This window comes from Syntrophorhabdaceae bacterium (assembly GCA_036504895.1).
Lineage (GTDB): Bacteria > Desulfobacterota > Syntrophorhabdia > Syntrophorhabdales > Syntrophorhabdaceae > PNOM01.
Map to the genome: position 1 here is coordinate 16162 of DASXUJ010000044.1, position 24714 is coordinate 40875.

General features: G+C 54.2%; 22 protein-coding genes and 1 pseudogene. 17 read left to right on the forward strand and 6 right to left on the reverse strand.

Annotation, left to right across the window (positions count from 1 at the left end):
* The first annotated feature begins 88 nt into the window (after positions 1-88).
* Both VGJ94_05340 and VGJ94_05345 read left to right on the forward strand, forming a co-directional pair.
* Entirely contained in the window at positions 89-1141 is a 1053-nt protein-coding gene (locus VGJ94_05340) for a radical SAM protein (protein HEY3276024.1), read from the forward strand.
* 104 nt (positions 1142-1245) lie between these two features.
* Positions 1246-1875 (forward strand): endonuclease V, encoded by a 630-nt coding sequence (locus VGJ94_05345; GenBank protein ID HEY3276025.1) that lies wholly within the window; start codon positions 1246-1248, stop codon positions 1873-1875.
* 17 nt (positions 1876-1892) lie between these two features.
* Here the strand turns inward: VGJ94_05345 and VGJ94_05350 are convergent, their stop codons facing one another.
* Positions 1893-3095 carry a class I SAM-dependent RNA methyltransferase gene (locus tag VGJ94_05350; protein HEY3276026.1) on the reverse strand — a complete coding sequence of 401 codons (1203 nt, stop codon included), beginning with the start codon at positions 3093-3095 and terminating at the stop codon, positions 1893-1895.
* 270 nt (positions 3096-3365) lie between these two features.
* On the opposite strand from VGJ94_05350, the gene VGJ94_05355 reads away from it, so the two are divergent.
* The 3 genes from VGJ94_05355 to VGJ94_05365 are packed head-to-tail and all read left to right on the forward strand — an operon-like array spanning position 3366 to position 8453.
* The gene (locus VGJ94_05355) at positions 3366-5975 is read left to right on the forward strand and encodes an MASE1 domain-containing protein (GenBank protein ID HEY3276027.1); all 2610 of its coding nucleotides are present in this window, start codon (positions 3366-3368) and stop codon (positions 5973-5975) included.
* Entirely contained in the window at positions 5972-6337 is a 366-nt protein-coding gene (locus VGJ94_05360) for a response regulator (protein HEY3276028.1), read from the forward strand. Before VGJ94_05355 ends, VGJ94_05360 begins: the two co-directional genes overlap by 4 nt.
* Positions 6338-6362: 25 nt before the next feature.
* Positions 6363-8453: a response regulator gene (locus VGJ94_05365; GenBank protein ID HEY3276029.1), complete on the forward strand. Its 2091-nt coding sequence runs from the start codon at positions 6363-6365 to the stop codon at positions 8451-8453.
* A gap of 37 nt (positions 8454-8490) precedes the next feature.
* Here the strand turns inward: VGJ94_05365 and VGJ94_05370 are convergent, their stop codons facing one another.
* The 3 genes from VGJ94_05370 to VGJ94_05380 form a co-directional block, all read right to left on the reverse strand.
* Positions 8491-9846, reverse strand: coding sequence for a tetratricopeptide repeat protein (locus VGJ94_05370; GenBank protein HEY3276030.1), 1356 nt, complete (start codon positions 9844-9846; stop codon positions 8491-8493).
* Between the two features lie 156 nt (positions 9847-10002).
* Positions 10003-10737, reverse strand: a complete 735-nt coding sequence (truA, locus tag VGJ94_05375) for a tRNA pseudouridine(38-40) synthase TruA (GenBank protein ID HEY3276031.1) — start codon at positions 10735-10737, stop codon at positions 10003-10005.
* On the reverse strand, positions 10734-11036 hold the full coding sequence (locus VGJ94_05380; protein ID HEY3276032.1) for a hypothetical protein: 303 nt from the start codon (positions 11034-11036) through the stop codon (positions 10734-10736). Before VGJ94_05380 ends, truA begins: the two co-directional genes overlap by 4 nt.
* A gap of 285 nt (positions 11037-11321) precedes the next feature.
* Here VGJ94_05380 and gyrA point away from each other — a divergent pair, with 285 nt between their 5' ends.
* The 5 genes from gyrA (at position 11322) to ald (ending at position 17309) form a co-directional block, all read left to right on the forward strand.
* Positions 11322-13829 carry a DNA gyrase subunit A gene (gene gyrA, locus VGJ94_05385; protein ID HEY3276033.1) on the forward strand — a complete coding sequence of 836 codons (2508 nt, stop codon included), beginning with the start codon at positions 11322-11324 and terminating at the stop codon, positions 13827-13829.
* A 41-nt stretch (positions 13830-13870) separates the two neighbouring features.
* Complete coding sequence (locus tag VGJ94_05390; GenBank protein ID HEY3276034.1) at positions 13871-14878, forward strand: NAD(P)H-dependent glycerol-3-phosphate dehydrogenase; 1008 nt, start codon at positions 13871-13873, stop codon at positions 14876-14878.
* Between the two features lie 144 nt (positions 14879-15022).
* Positions 15023-15496 (forward strand): BCAM0308 family protein, encoded by a 474-nt coding sequence (locus tag VGJ94_05395; GenBank protein HEY3276035.1) that lies wholly within the window; start codon positions 15023-15025, stop codon positions 15494-15496.
* A gap of 155 nt (positions 15497-15651) precedes the next feature.
* Positions 15652-16203: a DUF6125 family protein gene (locus VGJ94_05400; protein HEY3276036.1), complete on the forward strand. Its 552-nt coding sequence runs from the start codon at positions 15652-15654 to the stop codon at positions 16201-16203.
* Complete coding sequence (ald, locus tag VGJ94_05405; protein ID HEY3276037.1) at positions 16200-17309, forward strand: alanine dehydrogenase; 1110 nt, start codon at positions 16200-16202, stop codon at positions 17307-17309. Before VGJ94_05400 ends, ald begins: the two co-directional genes overlap by 4 nt.
* Before the next feature lie 61 nt (positions 17310-17370).
* Here the strand turns inward: ald and VGJ94_05410 are convergent, their stop codons facing one another.
* Positions 17371-17799 (reverse strand): cyclic nucleotide-binding domain-containing protein, encoded by a 429-nt coding sequence (locus VGJ94_05410; GenBank protein HEY3276038.1) that lies wholly within the window; start codon positions 17797-17799, stop codon positions 17371-17373.
* A 232-nt stretch (positions 17800-18031) separates the two neighbouring features.
* Positions 18032-19129, reverse strand: coding sequence for a [FeFe] hydrogenase H-cluster radical SAM maturase HydE (hydE, locus tag VGJ94_05415; protein HEY3276039.1), 1098 nt, complete (start codon positions 19127-19129; stop codon positions 18032-18034).
* 597 nt (positions 19130-19726) lie between these two features.
* Here hydE and VGJ94_05420 point away from each other — a divergent pair.
* The 7 genes and pseudogenes from VGJ94_05420 (at position 19727) to VGJ94_05450 (ending at position 24666) form a co-directional block, all read left to right on the forward strand.
* Positions 19727-20170, forward strand: coding sequence for a CBS domain-containing protein (locus VGJ94_05420; GenBank protein HEY3276040.1), 444 nt, complete (start codon positions 19727-19729; stop codon positions 20168-20170).
* Positions 20171-20427: 257 nt separating this feature from the next.
* On the forward strand, positions 20428-20787 hold the full coding sequence (locus VGJ94_05425) for a DRTGG domain-containing protein (GenBank protein ID HEY3276041.1): 360 nt from the start codon (positions 20428-20430) through the stop codon (positions 20785-20787).
* The gene (locus tag VGJ94_05430) at positions 20784-21278 is read left to right on the forward strand and encodes an ATP-binding protein (GenBank protein HEY3276042.1); all 495 of its coding nucleotides are present in this window, start codon (positions 20784-20786) and stop codon (positions 21276-21278) included. Before VGJ94_05425 ends, VGJ94_05430 begins: the two co-directional genes overlap by 4 nt.
* Entirely contained in the window at positions 21271-22623 is a 1353-nt protein-coding gene (locus VGJ94_05435; protein HEY3276043.1) for a [Fe-Fe] hydrogenase large subunit C-terminal domain-containing protein, read from the forward strand. Before VGJ94_05430 ends, VGJ94_05435 begins: the two co-directional genes overlap by 8 nt.
* A gap of 142 nt (positions 22624-22765) precedes the next feature.
* Positions 22766-23113, forward strand: coding sequence for a hypothetical protein (locus VGJ94_05440; protein ID HEY3276044.1), 348 nt, complete (start codon positions 22766-22768; stop codon positions 23111-23113).
* Positions 23110-23853 (forward strand): PHP-associated domain-containing protein, encoded by a 744-nt coding sequence (locus VGJ94_05445; protein ID HEY3276045.1) that lies wholly within the window; start codon positions 23110-23112, stop codon positions 23851-23853. Before VGJ94_05440 ends, VGJ94_05445 begins: the two co-directional genes overlap by 4 nt.
* Positions 23854-24123: 270 nt before the next feature.
* Positions 24124-24666, forward strand: a pseudogene (locus tag VGJ94_05450) (sensor histidine kinase).
* The last annotated feature ends 48 nt before the right edge of the window (positions 24667-24714 follow it).

Genomic DNA, 24714 nt, shown 5'->3' on the forward strand with positions numbered 1-24714 from the left:
CTTTGCCGGACCGCATCAGGTTATACTTGAATAAATGCTCATAAATCATTATATTCTTTAAGAAAGCTAAAGATATAGGAGAACAGACATGTACGAACAAGGTGTGATCAGGCCCCCTAGCGAGGCCAATAGCCTCCTGGTCCGGGTGACGAGGAACTGCCCATGGAACCAGTGCCTTTTTTGTCCCGCCTACAAAGGGACGAAATTTTCAAAGAGGACCGTGGAAGAGGTAAAAAAAGATATTGACGCCATGGCTGGGCAATACGGTAACGCCTCATATATTCAGTCCGCTTTCCTTCAGGACGGCGACAGTCTTCTCCTTCCTACGACGGAAGTGCTGGAGATACTCCATTATCTGAAAGAGAAATTTCCCGGCATCACGCGGATAACCACATACGCCCGCGCCCCCACCCTTCGGAAAAAAACGGTGGAAGAGCTGAAACAGCTGCGGGAAGCGGGCCTGTCGAGAATCCATGCGGGACTGGAGAGCGGCTCCGCCACAGTGCTCAAGATGATCAAAAAAGGCATTACTCCCGAGGATATTGTGGAGGGAGGCATGAAGGTCGTTGAGGCCGGCATATCTTTATCCGAATATATCATGCCCGGCGTCGGAGGACGGACCCTGAGCAAAGAGCACGCAATCGAGACGGCAAAGCTCCTGAACAAGGTGAGGCCCGATTTCATCAGGGTGCGCACCTTCGCCCTTCATCCCATGTCTCCCATGAACCGGCTGGTCGAGAATGGGACCTTCGTCCCCATGAGCGACGACGAGATGGTGGAAGAGATACGACTTCTCGTGGCCACTCTCGACGAGATGCACAGCTACTTCTCCTGCGGGGACTACAGTCCGAACCTCCTCATGCAGGTGGACGGGTACCTCGATGAGAAGAAGGACTATATGCTCGGGGAGCTCGACAGGTTTCTCGCCCTCACAAAAGAGCAGAGGCAGGCATATTCTCTCCTCCGGCGGACTTCTTATATGAATTACCCTATCGATGTGGTGCTCAACGAATCCACCATGAGGCAGATACGCCCCGAGATCGCGAAGCTCGAAGGGGGCTGTGCAGACGGTTTCGATAAATATATCCAGAACCTCATGTCCTATCAGATCCCGCAGCCCCAGACGGATAATTGGAAATAAGGCATTGCGGGCGAGGGCTTATGTCATCGTCCGCAGCCTTCCCGTCACAAAAACCATTATACAAAGAGAGCCGGCTGTATTAATATAATCTCTATCGGTAAAACATGGACGGAGAACTCGGTATATACCCTATTTACACCCTATGGAAAATGGTGGAAAAGGCATATGAGAACAGAGATATCTCAATTGTGGGGGCTGTCGATGTGGCATACAGGGATGACCGGTACTTTTCGGCACTTACGCTCTATAAGAATGGAGTATTAACGGATATAAAGACCGACAGCGGAATCTCCAGAGGGGCTTACGTAAGCTCCCTCTTTTTCCTCAAGGAAGGGCCCATTGTATCCCGCCTGGTATACGGCGAACCCATGGACCTTCTCTTCCTGAACGGCCACGGCATTTGCCACCCCTACAATTACGGTCTCGCCACGGTGATCGGCTTCACCCACCGCATCCCCACCGTGGGAATCGCCCGCCGACTGATAAAAGGTCGGTATGACAGGATTCTTTCCCGGGACCCGAGCTTCACCTATATAACCCAGGAAGGTAAGATCACGGGGGTCGGGGTGAATAGCGAAACCGCGAAGAAACCTATTTTCCTTTCCCAGGGCTTCGGAATAACTATAGAGAGAATGATGGTGGAGTACCTTAAATGGACCCCCAAAGGCAAAATGCCCGAGCCTCTAAGGCTCGCCCATGTGGAGTCAATGAAACTCGCGAGAGCGGGGGGCTGAACCGCAGAAAGAGAGATTTAGAGGGGGAACTCCTGAGGGCGTATCCCTTCGGGGTTTTCCCCGATCCCCGGAGTAACATGCTCCTGAATTCTTAGTTTCGGCAAAGGTCCGAGGTACTGGTAGTAATAGCACCGTATGTCGCCGTTGAATATCTTCCTGTTCTTGTCGGCACGACGGCCGAAAAAACGCTGGAACTCCGGATGGGCGGAGAGGACAAAGACGGACCAGCCCTCCAGCTCCGAGAACACCTTGCCCATAGCCTTATAAAGCCTCTCCACTTCCCGCTGGTCGCCTAGCCTCTCCCCATAGGGGGGATTGCAGACTATGCATCCGTATTTCTTCCTTGACCTGAACTCTTCCGCAGGAAGCTTCTGGAAGGCGATAGAATCGGCCACTCCCGCACGGAACGCGTTTTCCCGTGCCGTCTTCAATACTTCGGGATCATTATCGGAAGCGAGGATCCTGAAGCTTCCATCCCTGATCCGGCTCGCGGCCTCTTCGCGCGCCCTTGTCCACACCTCCGGAGGCATGGAAGGCCATTCTTCCGAAACAAAAGACCGTTTTAATCCGGGAGCAATATTTCTGCCGATGAGAGCGGCCTCTATGGCAATGGTGCCCGAGCCGCAAAAGGGATCGACGAGAATCCGCTCAGGTCTCCAGCGGCTCAGCATCACAAGGGCTGCCGCGAGGGTCTCCCTGAGCGGAGCCTCACCCGCTCGTTCCCTGTAGCCCCTTCTGTGAAGGCCGGGACCCGACGTATCGACAGTAAGGGTCGCCGCGTCTTTAAGCATGGCGATCTCTATCTTATAGGCAGGGCCGGACTCCTCGAACCAGTCGGTCCGGTGTTTCCTCTTCATAGCCTCGACTACTGCCTTCTTTACGATCGACTGGCAGTCCTTGACGCTGAAAAGCTGCGATTTTACCGATTTGCCGACTATATGCATTTTCCCGGCATGAGGGATCATCTCTTCCCATGCGACATTGCGCGTCCCCTGAAAAAGCTCTTCAAAATCGATTGCCCTGAATTCAGCCATCTTGATCAGTACCCTGTCCGCGGTCCTGAGCTGAATATTGCAGCGGGCGATATCCCCCTCGTCCCCTTCGAAAGATATTTTTCCGTTCTCGACCGTGAGGTCCTCGTATCCCAGGGACTTGAGCTCCTGGGCGACCACCGACTCGAGTCCGAATGTGGAAGTTGCGATTATCGTATATTGGGTCACTCTGGCTTAAACTCCTGAAATGTGCATTTTCATTTGCGCGAAGGAGGCAATGCCTCTGCCTTCGCGTCCTGGTATTATACCATATTTCTGCCATGCTGCGCTGAAGGGATTTCCCGGCTCTTTTCTTTGAATGCCGCCGGGCGGGAAGGCCGCTTTCTTTTGACCTTCGATTTCAATTGGATCGGTTGGAAGAGAGTGAGAGAATTCTGTTTGAAGAGTTCGACTTTGGTGATAGAATGGGACAAGGGATTCTTATGATCCCTACTGCCCATGAATAAGAATAGGCATAATCAGAGTGTATGCGGGAATGCGAGCGGCCCGGCCGCAGCCGCGGATAAAGCAGTCTTTGTCCGAATTTTAATCGTCGCAGTCGTCTATTACCTTGCGGCGAGCCTCGGCTTAACTCTTGCCTTCGCCCATACCAACGCCAGTGTCGTATGGCCTGCCGCAGGAATGGCCCTGGGGTCGTACCTTGTCCTAGGCGGCCGCATCTGGCCCGGCATCTTTCTCGGGGCCTTTGCCGCAAACCTGTCCAACCTCTTTTCTTCAGGCCTCTCGCTGCCTTCAGCCATGCTCCTCTCTCTCATTACCGCAGCAGGCAACACCCTGGAGACCTTGATAGGGGCCGCCCTCATCAACCGGTTCGGAGACGGGGAAAGGCCCTTTGAAAATGCGAAAAATACCATGGCCTTTGTAGTATTCGCCGGTTTTCTCAGCACCGCGGCGGCCGCCCTCATCGGGGGCACGGCCTATTGCGTCGCCCTCGGCTCCTGGTCCCTGTACCGTCCCATGCTTCTTACGTGGTGGCTGGGAGACCTGGTGGGCATCATGGTTTTTGCTCCCATCATTCTCACATGGAAAATGCACCGTTCTACCCGGTGGAGCGGGCTCCGGGCCATAGAGGTCGTCGCCCTGGCTCTCCTTTTGCTGATAGTGGAGGCGGTGGTATTTCTCACGGGCTATCCCCTTATGTATCTGATCATCCCATTCCTTATCCTTACGGCATTTCGCTTCGGACAGTTCGAGGCGGCGGTGGCGGTGGCGGTGGTGATGATCACTTCCCTTGTTTTCATCGTGAGGGCTCCCACACCCTTTCCCGGCTTTCCCTTCAGCGACACCCTCCTGTTTTTCCAGTCCTACATCGCAATAACATCGATCACTACTCTTCTAATCTCCTCTCTCGTCATGGAGCGAAAAAGGACGAATGAGAAGCTCGTTGCGGCACGCCGTCAGCTTTACGACACGGTGGAGTTCCTGCCCGACCCGACCATGGCCATCGACCTCGAAGGTCGGGTCATCGTCTGGAACCGAGCCATGGAAGAGCTGAGTGGAGTCTCCAAGGAGGATATGCTCGGCAAGGGAGACTACTGCTACTCGCTGCCTCTCGTGGGCGAGGCGCGGCCGATTCTTATCGATTTCGCCGGCGGCGAGGAGGACCCCCTGCCGCAGGGCTACGAGATGGTTTCGAGAAAAGGGCGAACCCTTTATGCAGAACGGTATAATCCGGTGCTCGGGCGTTACATTTCGGGCGCAGCCTCCATGCTCGTGGGAGAAGAAGGGGTCCCTTACGGATCGATTGCGTCCTTTCGAGACATAAACGACCATAAGCGTATTGAAACCGCCTTGCGTGAACATCAGGAAAATCTCGAAAAGGTGGTGAAGGAGCGCACGGCGGAGCTCGAGGCGGCAAACGGGCGGCTGAAGAAGGAGATCGGGGAGCGGCTTCACACCGAAGAAAGGCTCATCCGGAGCGAAGCCCGGTACCGCGATCTCGTGGAGAGCGCAAACAGCGTAATCCTGAGGATGCTGCCGGACGGCACAATTACCTTTTTCAACAAGTTCGCCCGAGACTTCTTCGGTTTCACCCTTGAGGAGGTAATCGGCCGGTCCCTCGTGGACACCATTGTTCCCGTCGTGGAGTCGACGGGCCGGGACCTCTCGGCCCTCGCCCGGGAGATTGCGGCAAGACCTGAGGAATACGTCCGTAATGTAAATGAAAATATCACAAAATCAGGCGAGCGGGTCTGGGTCGCCTGGACGAACAAGCCCATTTTTGACGAAAAGGGCGCCGTGGCGGAAACCCTCTCCATCGGAGTGGACATCACGCAGCTTGTGCTTACCGAGAGGGAGCTGAGGCAGACTCTCGATGAGCTCGAGATCGCCAAAGAGCGCGCGGAGAAGGCAGATCGCCTGAAGTCTGCCTTTCTCGCCACCATGTCACACGAGCTGCGCACCCCCCTCAATTCTATCATAGGGTTTACCGGCATTCTCCTTCAGGGCCTCGTGGGACCTCTCAACGAAGAGCAGAGAAAACAACTGGGAATGGTCCGGTCGAGCGCGAACCATCTCCTCTCCCTCATCAATGATGTACTCGATATCTCGAAAATCGAGGCGGGCCAGCTCCAGGTTGCGATGGAGCCCTTCGACCTCACGGGATCTATCGAAAAGGTGGCCGGAAGCGTTCGCCCCCTTGCGGAAAAGAAGGGTATCGAGCTCAGAGTCTCGGTTTCCCCGGATGCGGGCGTCATCATAAGCGACAGGCGCCGGGTAGAGCAGATCCTCCTCAATCTCCTGAATAATGCGGTGAAATTCACGGAAACGGGACATGTGGCGGTAAGCTGCCGGAGGAATCCCGACGGGGTGAGCATAAGCGTTGAAGATACCGGAATAGGCGTCAAAGAAGAGGACAGGGAGAACATATTCAAGCCCTTTCTTCAGATCGACACAGGGCTGACGCGCAAATACGAGGGAACGGGCCTCGGGCTTTCCATTTGCGTCCGTCTCGTGAGCTTATTGAACGGCAGCCTGACGGTAGACAGCACCGTAGGCAAAGGAAGCACCTTCACCTTTAGTCTGCCTTCGGAAAGGAGCGAAAAATGAGCAATAGGATTCTCGTAATCGAAGATAACGAGCAAAACCTTTACCTCACGACCTTTATCCTCGAAACACACGGGTATGAGGTCTTTCAGGCCCGGGATGGGAGGGAGGGGATTGCCCTGGCCGCGTCGATAAAGCCGGAACTCATACTCCTCGATATACAACTGCCTCTTATGGACGGATACATGGTGGCCGGATCGTTGAGGGAAAACCCTCTTCTCGCGAATGTTCCCATAATCGCGGTGACATCCTATGCCATGGCAGGGGACCGGGAGAAGGCCCTCGAGGCCGGCTGCACCGGATACATAGAAAAACCCATCAATCCGGATACTTTTATGCTTCAGATCATTGAACATCTGACGTGACTATTTTAAGGGGGGATACCTGCCTATGCCCAGAATCCTGGTAGCGGACGACAACGCAGAAAACCTGTATTACCTCGAAATCCTGCTGAAGGGGAACCACTATGACGTTGCAACCGCTCGTAATGGGTCGGAGGCGCTCGACGCGGCCCTCGAATCTTCTCCGGATCTCATAATAACCGATATCCTTATGCCCGTCATGGACGGCTTCTCCTTGTGCCGTGAATGGAAATCGAACGAAAGACTCAAGAGGATCCCTTTTGTCTTCTACACCGCCACCTATACGGAGTCGAAGGACGAGGAATTCGCCCTGAGCCTGGGGGCGGACCGGTTTGTGGTAAAGCCCCAGGAGCCCGAGGTTCTCCTCGGGATCATCGACGATACCCTGGCGCTCGCGCGGCGCCCATCCCCTATCCCGCCCGATCAGGAGGGACCGCAGGAAGAACAGACGTTCTTCAAAGGGTATAGCGATACCCTTTTCCGCAAACTGGAAAAGAAGATGATAGACCTGGAAAGCACGAACCGCACCCTCCTGGCCGCCATAGAAGAGCTGGAGAAGGCGGAGGCATCTCTGAAGACAAGTGAAGCAAAATATCGTCACATATTCGAAAACGCGGTAATGGGCATATTCCGGACGGACGAACAGGGCCGATACCTTGACATAAACCGCACCTTTGCCGGAATGTTCGGATACGACTCGCAGGAGGAGATGGTGAAGGCCTTTCCGGAGATGGAGGAAAGGCAGTTCGTAGACCCGCAACACTATAAAAAGCTGAAAAGCGCAATAACGGGGCAGGGCGTGGTAGAAGGCTTCGAATCACAGATTTACAGAAAGGATGGGACCAGCGCGTGGATTGCGATAAACATGAGGGCCCTGCAAAACCATGACAGCGGATTTCTATGGGAGGGCACGGCCATAAATATTACGGCCCGGAAGAAAGCTGAAGATGAGAAAAACCAGCTCGAAAATCAGCTCCGCCAGTCGCAGAAGATGGAGGCCATCGGGACGCTCGCGGGAGGCGTGGCTCACGATTTCAATAACATCCTCACCGCCATCATCGGCTACGCAAGCCTTCTGGGAATGGACATCGAGAAAAACGATCATAAGAAGATCTATATCGATCAGATACTCGCCTCTTCCCAGAAGGCCGCCAACCTTACCCAGAGCCTGCTCGCCTTCAGCCGGAAACAGGCAATCGAGCTTAAAGCCCTGAGGGTGAAGACAATCATTCAGGAGATGGAGAAGATCCTGCCCAGACTGCTCACCGAAGACATAGAGCTGAGAATAGAGCCCGTCAACGAGGAGTTGACCATTATGGCCGACCTCACCCAGATCGATCAGGTTTTGCTGAATCTCGCAACCAATGCCCGTGACGCCATGCCCAATGGGGGCATGCTCGTCATCAAAACCGCGGAGGTTAAGGCCGGAGCGGAGGTTCCGGGGGTTCCCGGCGTGGACCAGAATTGCGGCTACGTACTCCTCTCGGTGACTGACACGGGTGTGGGCATGGATGAAGCAACAAGAGAGAAGATTTTCGAGCCCTTCTTTACGACCAAGGAGGCCGGGAAAGGCACGGGCCTCGGCCTTTCCACCGTGTATGGCATAGTGAAGCAACACGACGGGCATATTGCGGTTGACAGCGAGCCGGATCATGGGACCGTCTTCCGCATATATTTCCGCTCGGCAAGGTTGCTCCCGGAAGAACCGGTCCGGCATGAGGCACCGCTTGCCCGTGGGACCGAAACCATTCTGATCGCTGAAGACAACAATGACCTCAGGATGCTTATAAAAGATGTGCTCTCGAGGGCAGGCTATTCGGTCATCGATGCGGTGGACGGGGATGACGCCGTTCTGAAGTTTTTGGAGCACAGGGATGCGATCGAGCTCCTGATCCTCGACGTGGTCATGCCGCGAAAGAACGGGCAGGCGGTGTATGAAAAAATAAGGGAGCTGAAGCCCGGGATTAAGGCGCTTTTCACGAGCGGGTATACGGGGGACGTGGTGCTCGATAAAGGGATTGCCGACGAAACCGTCGATTTTCTCTCAAAGCCCTTACCGCCCGTGGAACTTCTTGCGAGGGTGCGACAGATTCTGGATCGTAAGCCTCAATCCCACTAAAAACACTTTTTGCCGGCTGTTCGGAGCCGCCTGGATCTCAGGCCCGTGGCTGAGTTCCGAGCAATGCCTCCACTTCCAGCTTTCGCTGGAATTCTTTTGCCTGCTCTCCGTACCGTCTCGCCTCCTCTTTTCTCCCCATACGTTTATAAATCTTCGTCATAAGAATATAGAGGCTCGTGAGGTTGGCTTTATCGGGCTCGGGCGCGGACTCCAATATGACTTGAGCCCTCTTACAGAGCTTCTCCGCCTCTGCATTTTTCCCCTGGGTATAATAGGCGGCGGCGAGCCCTCCCGCCCTCAGGGCAATCTCGGGGTGATCCGGAGGGAAAGCCTTCTCCGCGATGGACAGCGCCCTCTCGTACAGAGGTTCCGCCTTGGCGGGTTTGCCGCCGTAATAGCAGGCGTGTGCCACATTTCCCAGGGCCAGGGCCATGCCGGCATGCTCCGGGCCCAGCTTCTTCTCCTTTAAGGCGAGAGAACGCTCGAAGAGGCGTCTCGCCTCCTCATATTTTCCCAGGTAATAATAGACGCCGCCCAGCTCGTCCACGGTCCTCTCTACAAAAGGATGGCCCGGACTCAGAACCTTCTGCTGGATTTCAAGGGCACGCTCGAGAAAAGGCTCGGCCCTGTCATATGCTCCTTTGGCGGCATGAGCCCTGCCGAGGTCATATCGGGATTCAGCGGTCAGAATGTGGACCGAGCCGAACACCCCTTTCCTCATATTCAGGACGTCCTTATAAAGCCTGATCGCCACCTCATGCCATCCCTGGGAAAGATAGAGCCCTGCCAGCCCCTTCTTTACCACGGCCACCAGGGCATCTTCAGTGCCGGGCGTCTGCTTTGCAAGCTCCAGGGCCTCTTTGAGGACCTGTTCCGCCTCTGCATGTCTGCCGAGAAACGTCCATGCCTTCCCGAGGTTCTCGAGAGATCTGATTTTCCCGTCTATATCCCGACCCCCGGCCTTTTCCCGCATTTCCCGTGCTTTTAAGAAGTATGATTCCCCTTCTTCATATCTGCCCTGCTCGATGCACGCCTCACCTATGTTGTCGAGAAGTGGGACCGGATCGATAGGGAGATCGCTGCCCTCACGTTCGCGAAGGGAGAGAATCCTCTTGTAAAGCTCTCCCGCTTCGGAATATCTTCCTTCCTCTTCATAGAGCCCCGCAAGATCGCCCATTGCCCGGGCAAATTCCTGCGGCCGGGGCTCCCCCGTCTCTTCCACTTTTTTCAGGCGTTCTTCGGCCACGGCGACCATCTCCGCTCTCGCCTTGATACGGGCCGCTTTCTCAGGACCGCCGTCCATATCCCTCACCAGGGTCCTTCCGGAGATATAATCCATAAAATAGGGGATATCTCCGATGAATCTCACAGTCGCGCGCAAAAAGCTTTTCATAAGTTTCCTGTCGTTCCCGTGAAAACGATTTTCCGGTCTCTTGAACCACGTCCATCGCCACGGAAATCATATTTTAGTCCGTCATTATACCACATTCCAAAGTCATACGCCGAAGGTGGGGCGCTCCCCGCGATATCACGCCGGCAACAGGATGTCTTAGTACTTTATCTTTTTAAGGAGGAGCCCTTTTGCGGGTGCAGTCGGACCAGCCCTCTCCCTGTCGCGGGCATCGAGTATCTCCTGAAAATCCGGCCGGCTCAATTTGCCCGAGCCGACCAGGACTAAAGTCCCCACGATATTCCTGACCATATAACGGAGAAACCCGGTGCCTTCCAGAGATATATGGATACAGTCTCCCCTCTTTCGCACTGCTGCCCTGACCACTTCCCGCACGGTGCTCCTGTACGATTCATCCTTTTTTTTGAAGGACGAGAAATCATGGCTCCCCTCGACGATCCGGATGGTGTCGGCCATGAGGTCGGTCCGCAGGAGACTGGGGAGATGCCACGAGTATCGTCCGTAAAAGGGTGAATCGATCCGCCTGTTCAGGATAGTATAGATATAGACCTTTGTCTTTGCGGAATATCGGGAATGGAATTCCGGGGGGACCTCCTGCGCGTCCGTTACCCTTATGTCGCGGGGAATGAGGCTGTTTATCGCCCTCGGGAGTGCAACGAGGTCGATGCCGCTTTCCGAGCTGAAATTCACCACCTGCCCCAGGGCGTGGACTCCCGCGTCAGTCCTGGCGCCGCCGTAGATCTTTGCCGGCTCGTTTACCACCTTATCGATTGCTTTCTGGAGTATTTCCTGGACGCTGATGGCATTGGGCTGCACCTGCCATCCGTGATATGCGGTCCCGTCGTAAGAAACGAGGAGACGGATGTTTCTCATCGGGATTTCTTCTTTTCGCCCTCTTTTACCCCCGGTTCGCCCCTGGCAGCCCCTTTGGATTTCTCGCGTTCGACGGTCTCCGCCTTCGGCCGGACGCTCTCCACGGCTTTCTGCCTCTCCTCCAGCTTCTTGTATACCTCGTCAAGCTCTTTTTTGAGGACGATATTTTCGGCCTTCAAAAAACTATTTTCTTCCCGGAGGATCTTCATCTCCTCTTTAAGGCCTTTCGCCTCTTTATTACAGGAAAAAGAGCCCATCAGAACCATGCATGCAAGGAATAGGAAAAGGATAAATTTCATGGTATTTATTTACCCCCATGCCTTCGCGATTGTCAACAGCTTATTAATTGTGCTAAAATAAAGGGGTAGCACAATCCGGTTATCAGCATTCAGGGAATAACGCGAAGGGGAAAATCAATCAACCCGGAGGGATCGCTCCTTACCCATCCGATTAACCCTGGTTCGACCGATAGCCTCCGCTATTTAATGTGACCGGCGCCGCCAGGAGACGGGCCCGTGCAATCTGTTTAAATATGCGCGTGTGGCGAGACAATTCTGAGTAAAAAAGATTACGGGAGGACGTGGATGCACACCTCGGTTGTTACGGTACCCATAGAAGAAGAGATGAAAAGATCTTACATGGATTATGCGATGAGCATAATCATCGGGAGGGCCCTGCCGGACGTGCGGGACGGACTGAAGCCGGTCCACCGGAGGATCCTCTATGCCATGTATGAGCTGAACAATATGCATGATAAACCGTATAAGAAATCCGCCAGGGTAGTGGGAGACGTAATAGGCAAATTCCACCCCCATGGAGACCAGGCGGTATACGATGCCATTACCCGTATGGTCCAGGACTTTTCCCTGAGATATCCCCTCATCGACGGCCAGGGAAACTTCGGCTCCATCGACGGCGACTCCCCGGCAGCCATGAGGTACACGGAAGTGCGCCTCTCGAGGATTGCCGAAGAGATACTCAAGGACATCGAGAAAGAGACGGTCGCCTTCAGGCCCAATTATGACGAATCCCTTGTGGAACCCCTCGTTATGCCTGCGAGGACCCCCAACCTCCTTATCAACGGCTCCTCCGGTATCGCGGTCGGCATGGCAACCAACATTCCGCCCCACAACCTGAGCGAGGTCATAAACGGCGTAATCGCCTTCATCGATAATCCGGAGATCACCCTTGACGAGCTTCTGACCCATATTTCGGGGCCCGATTTTCCGACGGAAGGAATTATCTACGGCAGGCAGGGCATTCGCGAAGCTTATTCCACCGGCAGGGGACACATCACGCTGCGCGCCAGGGCCGGGATCGAGAAGAAAAAAGATGGACGGGAGATGATCGTAGTAACCGAGATCCCTTACCAGGTCAACAAGGCGCGCCTGATCGAGACAATCGTCGAGCTCGTGAATACGAAGAGGATCGAAGGCATCTCCAACCTTAAAGACGAATCGAACAGGGAAGGCATCCGGGTCGTCATCGAGCTGAAGAGGGGCGAAATGGGAATCCCCATTTTAAATCAGCTCTACAAACACAGCCAGCTTCAGACCACCTTCGGCATCATATTCCTCACCATCGTCAATAATGAGCCTAAAATTCTTGCCCTCAAGGAGCTGATCAGCGAATTCGTGCTCTTCAGAAAGGAAGTGGTAACCAAGAGGTCCATTTTCGAGCTTAACAAGGCCCTCGACAGGCTCCATATCCTGGAAGGACTCAAGATCGCCCTCGAGCATATCGACGAGGTGATCGCCCTCATCAAACAGTCGAGGAACGCGGCCGAGGCCAGGGCCGCCCTCATCGACCGTTTCGGCCTGTCTGAAAAGCAGTCGACGAGCATCCTCGAGATGCGACTCCAGCGTCTGACAAACATGGAACAGTCCAAGATACTTGAAGATTTTGAAAATACCTCGAGAGAGATCGCAAGGCTGAGGGAGATACTCCAGGATGAGCGGCTTCTTTTCGATCTCGTAAAGAAAGAGCTGATGGAGATCAAGGACCGTTACGGCGACGAGAGAAAGACGGAGATCGTCGATCTCGTACCGGAGATCACCCTTGAAGATATGATCAAGGACGAAGAGGTGGTGGTCACCATCACCCACAAGGGCTACATCAAGCGGACCCCCCTTGACCAGTACCGGGCCCAGCTGCGCGGCGGCAAGGGAAAGATAGGCATCGTGGTGCGGGACGAAGATTTCGTCGACCAGATTTACACGGCCTCCACTCATTCCTTCATCATCTTTTTCACCGATGCCGGCAAAGCCTACAGCATCAAGGTCCATGCCATACCGGAGGCAGCGCTGACCTCCAAAGGTAAACCGGTGATAAACCTCATCAATGCCGAGAAGAACGAGAGGATTACCGCTATCGCCCATATGAGGGAATTCGCGGAGGACCGTTACCTCATGCTCGTCACGAAGAGGGGGCAGGTCAAGAAGATAAGCCTGAGCGCCTTGAGCCACATGAGGTCTTCGGGGCTCAGAGTAATCAGCCTTCCCGAGGAAGACAGCCTCATGACGATCCTTCAGACGAATGGCAACGATGAGATAATGGTTGCCACCAAGAAGGGAAAATCCGTCCGGTTCCGCGAGCACGATATAAGACCCATGGGACGCGTAGCTTACGGGAACAGGGGCATCAGGCTCAGAAAGAACGACGAGGTTATCTCGGCGGAGATCGTCGATCAGGGCTGCAACGTCTTCACCGTCACGGAAAAAGGCTATGGAAAGGTTTCACCCTGCCAGGAATACCGTCTTCAGACCAGAGGCGGCACCGGTATCATCAACGTGCGGTGCGGCTCCAAGAACGGCGACGTGGTAGGCCTCAAGAAGGTCACCGAAACGAGCGAGATAATCCTCGTCACCGATACGGGAAGGACCATCAGGTTTAATGCGAAAGATATGCCCGTTCAGAAAAGGGGCGGCCTCGGCGTAAAACTGATGGACCTCGCGGGAGATAAGACCATCAGCTCGGTCGCTATCGTCGGGGAAGAGGGAGTGCAGCCCAGGGATGAAGGAACCGAAGACGGCCCCGAAGGGCCCGTAGAGCCTGCGGGACCCGAAGCACCCGAGACACCTGCGGCCGAATAGAAGATCCGGATTCACCTGTTCAATAGCGAAAGGAATCCGCCATGAATGCGGCTCGATATGACGTCGGTATTATAGGCGCGGGGGCATGGGGCACCGCGGTGGCAATGCACCTTGCAAGGAAGGGACTCACCGTCCTCCTTTGGGCATATGAAAAAGATCTCTGCGAGACCCTTCGGATCACGCGGGAGAACAGCCTTTACCTCCCCTCCTTCACGCTCCCCCGGGGCATAGATTTCACCGACGACCTCCCGACTCTTGCCCGATCTGTCCCCGATATCGTGGTTGCCGCACCTTCTTATGCGGTACGAAGCGTGCTGGCGCCTATAACAGGATTGATGAAGGAGAAGCACGTGCTGATCCTCACCAAGGGGTTCGAGACGGAAACCCTCATGCCCATAAGCAAGGTAGTGGAAGAAGCCGTGGGGGGAGAATTCAGCGCGGCCGTGCTCTCAGGCCCTTCGTTTGCGCGAGAAGTCGCGGACGGCGCCTTCACCTCGGTAGTAATTTCCTCAAGAAATGACGTCCTGTCCCATTACCTCCAGAAAAGGATCCACGACGATAATTTCAGGGTCTATACGTCCCGCGACGTCACCGGTGTGGAGCTGGGAGGGGCCATGAAAAACGTGATGGCCATCGGGGCGGGCATCATCGACGGCTTAAACCTCGGCACGAACACCAAGGCCGCCTTCATTACCCGGGCGCTGGCGGAGATAAAGCGGCTGGGCAAGGCCCTGGGCGCAAAAGAGACCACTTTTATGGGTCTTTCCGGCATGGGCGACCTGATTCTTACCGCTTACGGCAACCTGAGCCGGAACCGTGCCTTCGGCATGGAGCTGGCAGCAGGCAAGAAGGCCGACCATATAATCAGCACTCAGAAAACCGTGGTCGAAGGATATTATACGATAAAAGCCGCCCATGCCCTCGCCGGAAAATGGGATATAGAAATGCCCATTACAAACGAGCTTTACAAGATAGTCTACGAAGGCAAAGATCTTGCCGTCTCCTTCAGGGAAATAAAAACACGGGTGCTGCGCGAAGAAGACGAATAAGTAGACCCCTATCCGGGCTTCACACTTCTTCGCATTCCTGTCGATTTCGGTCCCCTCTCCTGCTTTTTCCTATTGTCATGCTTATAATCTTTAAGTTCTTATGCATAAATCCGTCAAAACGTACCAATCCCCGGAGGTAAATCTATGGAAAGAAAAGATAGGTTAATCCAGGAGTACCACCATGATCCGTACTTTTTGAAGAGCAAGCTTCCCGATCCCTCGGTATGTGAAAAATGCGGCGTCATGTTCCACAACGGAGTCTTCGATTGGGTCTCGACCGCGCCGCCGGATGCGACGAAGATGGTCTGTCCCGCGTGCAGAAGGATAGCGGACAGCTTTGAAGGCGGAATAATTACACTCGAAGGTCTCTTTCTCGAGGGTCATAAACAGGAAATCTTGAATATTATAAGGAATGCGGAAAATGCCCAGAAAACCAGGCGTCCTCTGGATAGGATCATAAAGATCAGCGATTTGCAGGGCAAGATAGAGGTGACCACCACGTATGAGCACCTCGCCCGCAGGATCGGCGATGCAGTCAACAGCGCCTACAAAGGGACTCTCGAGCTTCAATACAGCGACGGGGAAAAATACGTGAGGGTGCGCTGGAGAAGAGACTAAGGATTCCGGTCTCATCCGCCATGGCAATGGCCTACTGCACTAACGTAGGATCGCCCCGGGAATGGGTGGGGCCCGCCGCACCCGCATGTACTCGTCTGCGGGTGCGTCAAGTGTTCATTGACACACGGTTTTCCCATGATACAATATAGCGGATTATGCACAAAGGAAGCGGGAATGACATGGACCTGAAGGCTTTCGGAAATATGGACGCAGGAGAACTGCGTAGTTATATTGAGTTTCTTCTGTGGCATTACCGGGTGATCGACGCCTTCTGGTTCATTTACGTGGCCGAGCAGTACGGTCAGGATATCGCCGAGGGCATCAATGAGAAGGTCTGGTCGAGAGTGCCGGGGATGGCGGCGAATGACCTGAAGGAGCGGTTTTCCGTGACAGAGAAGGGGCTCAAAGGGTTTACCGAAGCCCTGCGGCTTTTCCCCTGGACCATCCTCGTGGGATATGAAATTGAAGAAAAGGAGGGGGAAGTGCTCATTACGGTCCCCCATTGTCCCACCCAGGAGGCGCGACTCGCCCGGGGCCAGGGAGAATTCGTCTGTAAGCATATGCACAAGGGAGAATTCGAGAGCTTTGCCCACGCCATCGATCCCATGATAGAGGTGGAGTGCCTTTTTGCCCCGCCGGACCCGCACCCGAAGGAAATTTTCTGTAAATGGAGGTTCTTCATGAAGAACTCAGGGGAAAGCCGATGATTATCGGAATACCTAAGGAGATAAAGGAAGGGGAGAACAGGGTCTCTCTCACTCCCGCAGGCGCCCACACCCTCGTGATGGACGGCCATACGGTACTCGTGGAGACAAGGGCCGGAGAAGGGAGCGGACTTACGGACCCGGAATATGCCCGCGAAGGCGCCGAGATCACATCGCAGGAAGAGGTATTCAGAAGAGCGGAAATGATCGTGAAGGTAAAGGAACCCCTGGAGACGGAATGGCGGTTCTTCAGAGAAGGTCAGATACTTTTCACTTACCTTCACCTCGCCTCGTCTCAAAGTCTCACTAATGCCCTTTTGGAAAAAAGTGTCATCGGTATAGCCTACGAGACAGTAGAAGACCTTCAGGGCCGGCTCCCGTTGCTCGTGCCCATGAGCGAGGTGGCAGGACGGATGTCCGTTCAGGTGGCCATGCGTTTTCTCGAAACCGATTACGGCGGAAGAGGAGTGCTCCTAAGTGGAGTCCCCGGCGTCCCCCCCGCGGATGTGGTGATCCTCGGATGCGGGGTAGTGGGTCTCAATGCGGCCAAGATTGCGGTCGGATTGGGTGCCCACGTGACCATCCTCGACGTAAGCCACGACCGACTCAAGTACATAGACGACATACTCCATGGCAATGTAATCACCGTCCATTCGAATCCTTTTACCGTGCAGAGGGCGGTCAGTTATGCGGACGTGGTAATCGGGGCCGTTCTGCTCCCGGGCGCCAAGGCGCCTGTCATCGTCACGGAAAAGATGGTGAACCGGATGAAGTCCGGCTCGGTCATAATAGACGTATCGGTGGATCAGGGAGGATCGGTCGAGACGACCAGACCCACGACCCATGCCGACCCCGTGTACCGGCTTTTCGACGTGATTCACTATGGAGTGCCCAATATCCCGGCAGGGGTGCCGAGGACCTCCACCTATGCCCTCACCAATACCACCCTACCCTATATCAGGGTTATTGCGTCAAAGGGCATTAAAAGGGCGGCCGAGGAAGACAGGGCCGTTGCCCTGGGAATCAACTGCGTCCGGGGCGTCCTGACCCACGAAGCGGTAGCCTCGGCGTTTAACATGCCCTGGAAGGCATGGCAGAAAGTACTGTAACCGATAAGGAGAAAGGCGGGCACGAGAAGCAGCGCGAATCGATCTTTGATACCCGAACTTCTCAGGCCTCGGGCACGAGCTGCCTGTACGCGAACCGCAATCTGCCGGCTATGATCCCCGTCAGATTCCTGAGAACGGCGAGGCCTTCTTCAGGGTGCTCCTTAATGGCAGCCTCGATGGAATCCCGGGAGATCTTCATCACCTTAGTCTCGTGGATGCTTTTTGCCACGGCAGTGAACTTGTAGGGCTCTACGAGAGCGGACCAGCCGAAGACCTCGCCCGGCCGGCTGACCGCGAGGGTCGCCTTCTCCGTTTCCCCGATCTCGATGTGAACGTCACCGGACATAAGGACATAGAAGTGGTCCGCTCTCTCCCCTGCCTTGAAGATTACGGTATTTTTCCTGAAAGTCTGCTCTTCCGCGCCGTGGGCGATCTTGGTAATAAACCGCTGACTCACACCTCTGAAAAGGTCCGACTCGCTGATAGCCATAATATCCCCCTTTCCGCACTCCCGACGGAGCGCGGGTTCTATCTGCTTTCCATCCTATAATCATTCGGAGGATTTATTGCAACGGGATGACGAGTCCTCTCCCTTCGAGGTTTTGTGAGGTGAGAGGAGTATGGCTCGTGGAAGGACACTGTTCCTGTAGTTTCTCAGGTATAGCTTATATGTACTTATATTGATTCAGTTTTTATCTAAGGGACCGGAAGCTCCGGTATCCCTATGGGCTCTTGGCCGCTCCTTTCTTCCTGAAGTGGGGTGAGTCCCCCCATTCACCGTACCCAATAGTCTCACCCACCGTCTCGATCCTCTGCTCCAGGCAGGCCCGGCAAAAGGATGCGTTCTCATCGAGACAAGGCTTATCATCGTAGAGCTGGTACGACGAGCGATACCTGGTGATGGTAATATTGGGCATGATGATGTTGGCCCCCGCCTTGAGCCCCATTTCCCTTCCCGTCGGGGTGAGCGCCTGGAGGGCCGTGGTGGAGGCGATATTCACATCCTTAAGGTAAAGCCTGGTCACCGCAATCATCTTCAGGGCGAGATCGAGCTGTCGCTCCTTTATGGCGTCGAAATCCTCCACTTCAGATGAGAGGGGTGTATCCTTATGGACCAGGTAGGGCCCCATGCCCACCATGGCCACATCCATCTTTTCGAAAAAGAGGATATCCTGCGCAAGGTCTTCCATAGTCTGGCCGGGAAGACCGATCATTACGCCCGTACCCACCTGATAACCCAATTTCTTAAGGATCTCCAGACATTCAAGCCTGGCGCGGAAGCTATGGTCCCGCGGATGAAGCCTCCCGTAAAGCTCCTCATTCGAGGTTTCGATCCTGAGGAGGTAGCGATGAGCGCCCGCCTCAAACCACCGCCTGTAGGTCTCTTCGCTCTGTTCGCCAAGGGAGAGGGTGATCCCCAGCTTACCTCCGCTCATTTCCTTTATGCCCTTTAAGATGCGTTCCACAAAGGAGGTGAAGGCACGGTCCTTTCTCTCCCCCGACTGGAGCACCACGGAGGCGTAATTGCTCTCGAAAGCGAAGCGGGCTCCCTCGAGGATCTCCTCTTCACTCATCTGGTAGCGGTCCACATTCTTGTTGCTTTTCCGTATCCCGCAGTAAAAGCAGTCCTTCCCGCAGATGTTGCTGAATTCAATAATTCCGCGAAAAAAAACCTTATTCCCCACATATTCCAGCTTAACCTCATAAGCCCGCCGAAAAAGACGCTCCACATCATCCTTTCCGCTAAGGCTTAAAAGGTATACAAGGTCGTCCCGCGTCAAATCGCATCCGGGATCGAGTAATGTTTCCAGTCTCGTCATATGACTCCTTTTCAGTATATATATGGAGAGATAGTATACCTAAATGGTCGGACAAAGTAAATTTGGCTAAAGCCAATAGCGCCCGACATTGGCTCAGGAAACTGAGGATTGGTGGGCTTCGCTCGTGGAGGGGGCGACGTGAACCCCATTGATAGCGGACAACGCAAGCCCGGAAGGAAGTGAAAAGTAGGCAAGCCCCAATATCAAACGCGCGTCACCCCCACAGCGCATAACGTACCGGTCTTCGTGCGCGATTAGCTCGCAAAGCGAGCGAGAGGGGCGACGTGAACCCCGGAAGGAAGTAAGAAGCAGGCAAGCAGCCCCAATATCGATCACGCGTGCCTCTGCCACACATACCCTGCTGGTCTCGGTGCGCGATTAGCTCGCAAAGCGAGCGAGAGGGGAGGCTCCACGGGCTTTGCCCGCGGAGGGGCGACGTGAGCCCCTACAACTGCGGCCCTTAAATAGTACTTGTATCCAGAAACACTTCAAGTTATGCTATAATTTAACAAAAGAAATAGCCGAAAGGTCAAGAGGGGCTTGATTCTGTGAGGCTCCGGGGGCCTGGAGCTCAAAATCTTCCGGAGGTGAAAACATATGAAAACTACCGTGGCGCAGATTCTCCAACGAAAGGGAAGCGACGTGTGGTCCGTTTCTCCCGATACGCTAGTCTACAGGGCACTTCAACTGATGCAGGACAAGGGAATAGGCGCCGTGACCGTGGTCGATCAGGCGGGAAAACTGATCGGCATCGTCTCCGAGCGTGATTACGCGAGAAAAGTAATCCTTGAAGGGAGATCGTCCAAGGAGACGGAATCAAAGGACATCATGACGAAAGAGCTCTACGTGGTGACCCCTGAGACAGGTGTCGACGAGTGCATATCTCTCATGACGGAAAAACGGATGCGACACCTTCCGGTAATTGATAAGGGAAATCTGACCGGTCTCGTATCTATCGGCGATGTGGTCAAGGCAATCATCAAAGAACAAAGGATCGAGATAGAATATCTGAACGATTATATTATGGGCAAATATATTTAATATGCAGGGTTAGGTGCGTGGAGAGCCAATCCTGGATATGCTGCGCGCCCTCTGGACAGCAGGCAGGGGGTAGTGTATTCTAAAGGACAGGCATGTCCTTCTGCCGCATCAGGCATGTAGTGAATAGATCGGGCCGTAAGAGGTGTAACGGCGTTGTTGCTCCCTTGCGTGTAGTGTATATGAAAGACCATAGTATGGCCTGTAAATATGACAGGACAGAAAAAGAACGGAAAATTCGAGGGAGACGAACCGAGGCTATGACTTTAAAGGAAGTTCAGGAGATTCTTGGCGCTGATGTGCTGTGCGGAGAACAATCCTTGGATCGGGAGGTTACCACTGCCTTCGCGTGTGACCTTATCAGTGAGATGCTCGCTTTCGCGGGGTCCCAGACGCTTCTCATCACCTCTCTTACAAACCCCCACGTGATACATACCGCTGAAGTGATGGATGCGATCGGGGTGGTCTTTGTGGGAGGCAAGAAGCCGTCCGAGGATATAATCGTAAATGTGAACCGGGCAAATATACCTTTGCTTTCGACTCCTTACCTGCTCTATAAGTGTTCCGGCCTTTTATACTGCAACGGCATCGAAGGGTGCAAGAGAGGTTTCACAGAGTGAGTGAACCGGCCGAGAATCCAGTAACGAAACCTCATCTTACCCTGCGCTTCAAGGTGAACGATGAAGACTTCATCATGGCCGGCGAGGCTGCGTCCAAGACAAAAAAAGCCCTTCAACAGTTGGGGCTCAACCAGGACGTAGTCAAAAACGTTGCCATTATAGTATATGAAGCAGCGATGAATATCGTGATCCATGCGAATCATGGGGAGATCCAGGTGGTCATCGTCCCGGGCTATGTAACGGTCATCGCCGAGGACGAAGGCGGTGGAATCCCCGACCTCGATCTTGCAATGCAGGAAGGATACTCGACCGCGCCCGATGAAGTACGGGAGATGGGTTTCGGGGCAGGCATGGGCCTACCCAACATCAAACACTGTTCCGACACTTTGAATATCGAGACACGGGCGGGCACCGGGACCACCCTGAAGGCGACCCTCTACCTAAACCAGAAGGACGGCAAAAAGCTGGAAACAGGAGCCCTTCATGTCTGATTATTTCCATTCGGTTACCCTCGATTACGAGAAGTGCATGGGATGCACGAACTGCATAAAGCGCTGCCCGGTCGAGGCTATCCGCGTCCATGAAGGGAAAGCCAAAATCATGCAGGAACGCTGCATCGATTGCGGGGAATGCCTCCGGGCTTGTCCCAATCATGCGAAAATCGCAGTAACCGACACACTCGAGAAATTGAGCCCGTACAAATATAAGATCGCCCTGCCCGCCCCTTCCTTTTTCGGACAATTCAGCGAAGATACCAAAGCAGAGGAGATTCTCGAGGCTTTCGTCCACGTGGGTTTCGACGATGTCTTCGAAGTGGCTCTCGCGGCCGAGGCGGTCACTTATGTGGTCCATAAATATCTCCAGAACAAGACCTTGAAAAGACCCCTCTTTTCCTCCGCGTGTCCCGCGGTTTTAAGGCTCATGCAGATCAAGTTTCCCGAGCTTCTCGACCGGGTGCTGCCGATAATGACCCCCATGGAGGCCGCCGCCCGCCTTGCAAAGGACGAAGCGGTGAAGAAGACGGGTCTTCCGCGGGAAGATGTCGGGGCATTCTTCATTTCACCCTGTCCGGCAAAGGTAACCGAGGTGAGGCGCCCCATGACGAACAGGCCTTCCTCTGTCGACGGCGTCATCGGAGTATCCCTGATTTATAAGGACATTCTCAAGCATATCACTAAGGACAGAACCTTGCGCGACCAGCCGTCCCGGCGAAGGGCGAGGAATATAGGCATGTCCTGGGGGTACGTCACCGGTGAATCGAAGGCCATCGATTTCGGCACGAGCCTTGCCGTAAGCGGCATCCACAATGTCATAAGCCTTCTCGAAGAGATTGAGCGCGGAGAGTTGCGGGACGTGGATTTCATAGAGCTTCAATCCTGTATCGGCGGATGCGTGGGCGGTCCTCTCAATATCCAGAATGTCTTCGTAGGCAGGATCAGGCTCAGAAACCTCGTAAAGAAATATATTCAGGATTCGCCATATTACCCGGAGGAGCGGCTGCGCAGCGCCTATGAAGACCGTTCTTTCGAGCTTGTGGAGCCTATTTCGCCCAGGCCGATCATGGTCCTCGACGAAGACGTATCCCGGGCACTTATAAAGATGGAGCGTCTGGATGCGATCACCAAGGAGCTCCCCGGGCTTGACTGCGGCGCCTGCGGCTCTCCGAGCTGCCGGGCCCTGGCCGAGGACATCGTACGGGATGTCGCCTTTGACACGGACTGCATCATAAAACTTAGAGAGAGGGTAAAAACCCTGGCTGAGGAGATTCTCGATCTCGCAAGAAAGCTGCCGCCTGCCATGTCAAAAAATTCGAACGACAAAGAATCAGGCCAATAACGGCGGTCGCGCGACCGCGGGAGAGCAGGAAAGGCGAGACAGGTGCATTACATCAAAAGATAGCACCGGCAATGAAGAATTTTCGTCAGGAATCCCATCCATTCTTACAATGGCAGTACCGACACCTAAAGAGGAGGAGACTATGACTGTTCGTGAGCTTGTCAGCGTGTTGAATCTCGAGAACCTGACGGGGGACGTGAATCTGGAGAGGCCTGTGGAGTCCGGCTACACTTCGGACCTGCTCTCCGACGTGATCGCGCACGCAGGCAGGAATTCAGTCTGGATTACCGTGCAAAGACATATAAACATCCTCGGGGTAGCCCAGCTAAAGGAGATATGCGCCATCGTGGTCCCCCGCAACCTCCCGGTGGAAGAAGGGGTCATTCAAAAGGCAAGGACCGAGGGCATCGCCATCTTGAGAGACCATCGCTCTGCCTTCGAAATCAGCGGGATCCTCTATAATGTTCTCCAAAAAGGCGGAAATGGTTGAACAGTTATTCCTGCGACCTCCACATCCACACGGCCCTCTCTCCCTGCGCAAGCCTGGAGATGTCGCCCAGGGAGATCGTCGGCAGGGCGCGCCGGGCCGGACTGGACATTATCGCCATAACCGATCACAATATGGTGGAGAATGCCCGGTGCACTGAAGAGATCGGCAGGAGAAACGACCTCCTGGTTCTCCCGGGAATGGAGCTGCAGACGAGCGAGGAGATTCATTTGCTCGCCATCTTCGGGGCCAATGAAATAGCGTGTGCCTTCCATGAAGAGGTCTACCGATCGTTGCCGCAGGTGGAGAATAATCCCGATTATTTCGGCGATCAGGTAGTGGTCGACGAGAACGACAACATCATCCGCTTTGAAAACCGCCTCCTCCTCAATTCCGTTGAATTATCCCTCGACGATGCGGTCCGGCTCATCAAGTCCCACGGGGGTATCGTGATCCCATCCCATATAGACAATCCGACCTTCAGCATCATAAGCCAACTGGGATATATACCGGAAAACCTGGATTTTGACGCCCTGGAGATACATGATATCGACAATATCCCCCGGGTGCTCCCTTTTATCACAAGAAAAGGGCTGCCCTTCGTTACCTTTTCCGATGCCCATTATCCGGCGGATATCGGCCGGAGAAGGACCTCTCTCGAGATGCCCGAGCCTTGTTTCGAAGGACTGGTGGAGGCGCTCAAAGGCCTGACGGGCAAAACCGCCGGTGGGCGCATAGAGTGACAAGTTCGTGTTATGGTCATTCCATGAATCCCAAAAGACAGAGAGTGGAACATTTCGGCACAAAGTTGTATAATAGTTACACACTACAGATTGAGATTAAGCGTCCTGACGGAAAGGTTGCGCCGCAGCGAGCACAGGAAACACGCCACTCTACAAAATTTCCGGTTTGTGGCACGAAGGTTGCTATAGAGAGTGCTTCATCACAATCTTAAATGCGTGGCCGGAGAAGTTTTCAAAGCTGCGATGGAGTAGAGGGAGAACCCGTTACATAAGATGATGGAGGAACTGTGTGCCCACATAATGGATATAGCAGCCAATGCCCTTACCGCGGGGGCGCGGCATATAATCGTCTCCATTGACGTGGACCATGGCGCCAATATCCTGTCCGTAACCTTCAGGGATGACGGTAAGGGTATGGACGAAGAGATGGTGAGAAGGGTAACAGACCCTTTCTTTTCCACTAAAAAGGGGAAAAAGGTAGGTCTCGGAATTCCCCTGTTGAAAGGCACTGCCGAGACATGCGGAGGACGGTTCAGTCTCACGAGCACTCCCGGACAGGGGGTCGATATCCGCGTCTCCTTTCAACTGGACCATCCTGATCTTCCTCCTTTGGGAAATCTCAAGGATACGATCCTGGTTCTGGTCGTAGGAAATCCGGACGTGGATTTCACTTTTGACGTGAGGGTAGACGACAAGGCCTTCGGCCTGTATACAACCGAGGTAAAAGAGATGATAGGCGGCGTACCCATCAATCACCCGGAGGTGATGAATTTCCTTTTGGAATTTCTTGACGAAAAATTGTTTTTTATATAGAATTTAGTACATTCGACACGTGATTGAGAGAGTTATTTTTGTATACAA

Excerpts from the sequence above, each read along its gene's own strand:
- VGJ94_05355 (HEY3276027.1), top strand. The coding sequence starts at position 3,366 with ATGAATAAGAATAGGCATAATCAGAGTGTATGCGGGAATGCGAGCGGC.
- VGJ94_05345 (HEY3276025.1), top strand. The coding sequence starts at position 1,246 with ATGGACGGAGAACTCGGTATATACCCTATTTACACCCTATGGAAAATG.
- VGJ94_05410 (HEY3276038.1), bottom strand. The coding sequence starts at position 17,799 with ATGGCTATCAGCGAGTCGGACCTTTTCAGAGGTGTGAGTCAGCGGTTT.
- VGJ94_05400 (HEY3276036.1), top strand. The coding sequence starts at position 15,652 with ATGCACAAAGGAAGCGGGAATGACATGGACCTGAAGGCTTTCGGAAAT.
- truA (HEY3276031.1), bottom strand. The coding sequence starts at position 10,737 with ATGAGAAACATCCGTCTCCTCGTTTCTTACGACGGGACCGCATATCAC.
- ald (HEY3276037.1), top strand. The coding sequence starts at position 16,200 with ATGATTATCGGAATACCTAAGGAGATAAAGGAAGGGGAGAACAGGGTC.
- VGJ94_05380 (HEY3276032.1), bottom strand. The coding sequence starts at position 11,036 with ATGAAATTTATCCTTTTCCTATTCCTTGCATGCATGGTTCTGATGGGC.
- VGJ94_05420 (HEY3276040.1), top strand. The coding sequence starts at position 19,727 with ATGAAAACTACCGTGGCGCAGATTCTCCAACGAAAGGGAAGCGACGTG.
- hydE (HEY3276039.1), bottom strand. The coding sequence starts at position 19,129 with ATGACGAGACTGGAAACATTACTCGATCCCGGATGCGATTTGACGCGG.
- VGJ94_05425 (HEY3276041.1), top strand. The coding sequence starts at position 20,428 with ATGACTTTAAAGGAAGTTCAGGAGATTCTTGGCGCTGATGTGCTGTGC.
- VGJ94_05440 (HEY3276044.1), top strand. The coding sequence starts at position 22,766 with ATGACTGTTCGTGAGCTTGTCAGCGTGTTGAATCTCGAGAACCTGACG.
- VGJ94_05365 (HEY3276029.1), top strand. The coding sequence starts at position 6,363 with ATGCCCAGAATCCTGGTAGCGGACGACAACGCAGAAAACCTGTATTAC.
- VGJ94_05395 (HEY3276035.1), top strand. The coding sequence starts at position 15,023 with ATGGAAAGAAAAGATAGGTTAATCCAGGAGTACCACCATGATCCGTAC.
- VGJ94_05435 (HEY3276043.1), top strand. The coding sequence starts at position 21,271 with ATGTCTGATTATTTCCATTCGGTTACCCTCGATTACGAGAAGTGCATG.
- VGJ94_05360 (HEY3276028.1), top strand. The coding sequence starts at position 5,972 with ATGAGCAATAGGATTCTCGTAATCGAAGATAACGAGCAAAACCTTTAC.
- gyrA (HEY3276033.1), top strand. The coding sequence starts at position 11,322 with ATGCACACCTCGGTTGTTACGGTACCCATAGAAGAAGAGATGAAAAGA.
- VGJ94_05390 (HEY3276034.1), top strand. The coding sequence starts at position 13,871 with ATGAATGCGGCTCGATATGACGTCGGTATTATAGGCGCGGGGGCATGG.
- VGJ94_05340 (HEY3276024.1), top strand. The coding sequence starts at position 89 with ATGTACGAACAAGGTGTGATCAGGCCCCCTAGCGAGGCCAATAGCCTC.
- VGJ94_05370 (HEY3276030.1), bottom strand. The coding sequence starts at position 9,846 with ATGAAAAGCTTTTTGCGCGCGACTGTGAGATTCATCGGAGATATCCCC.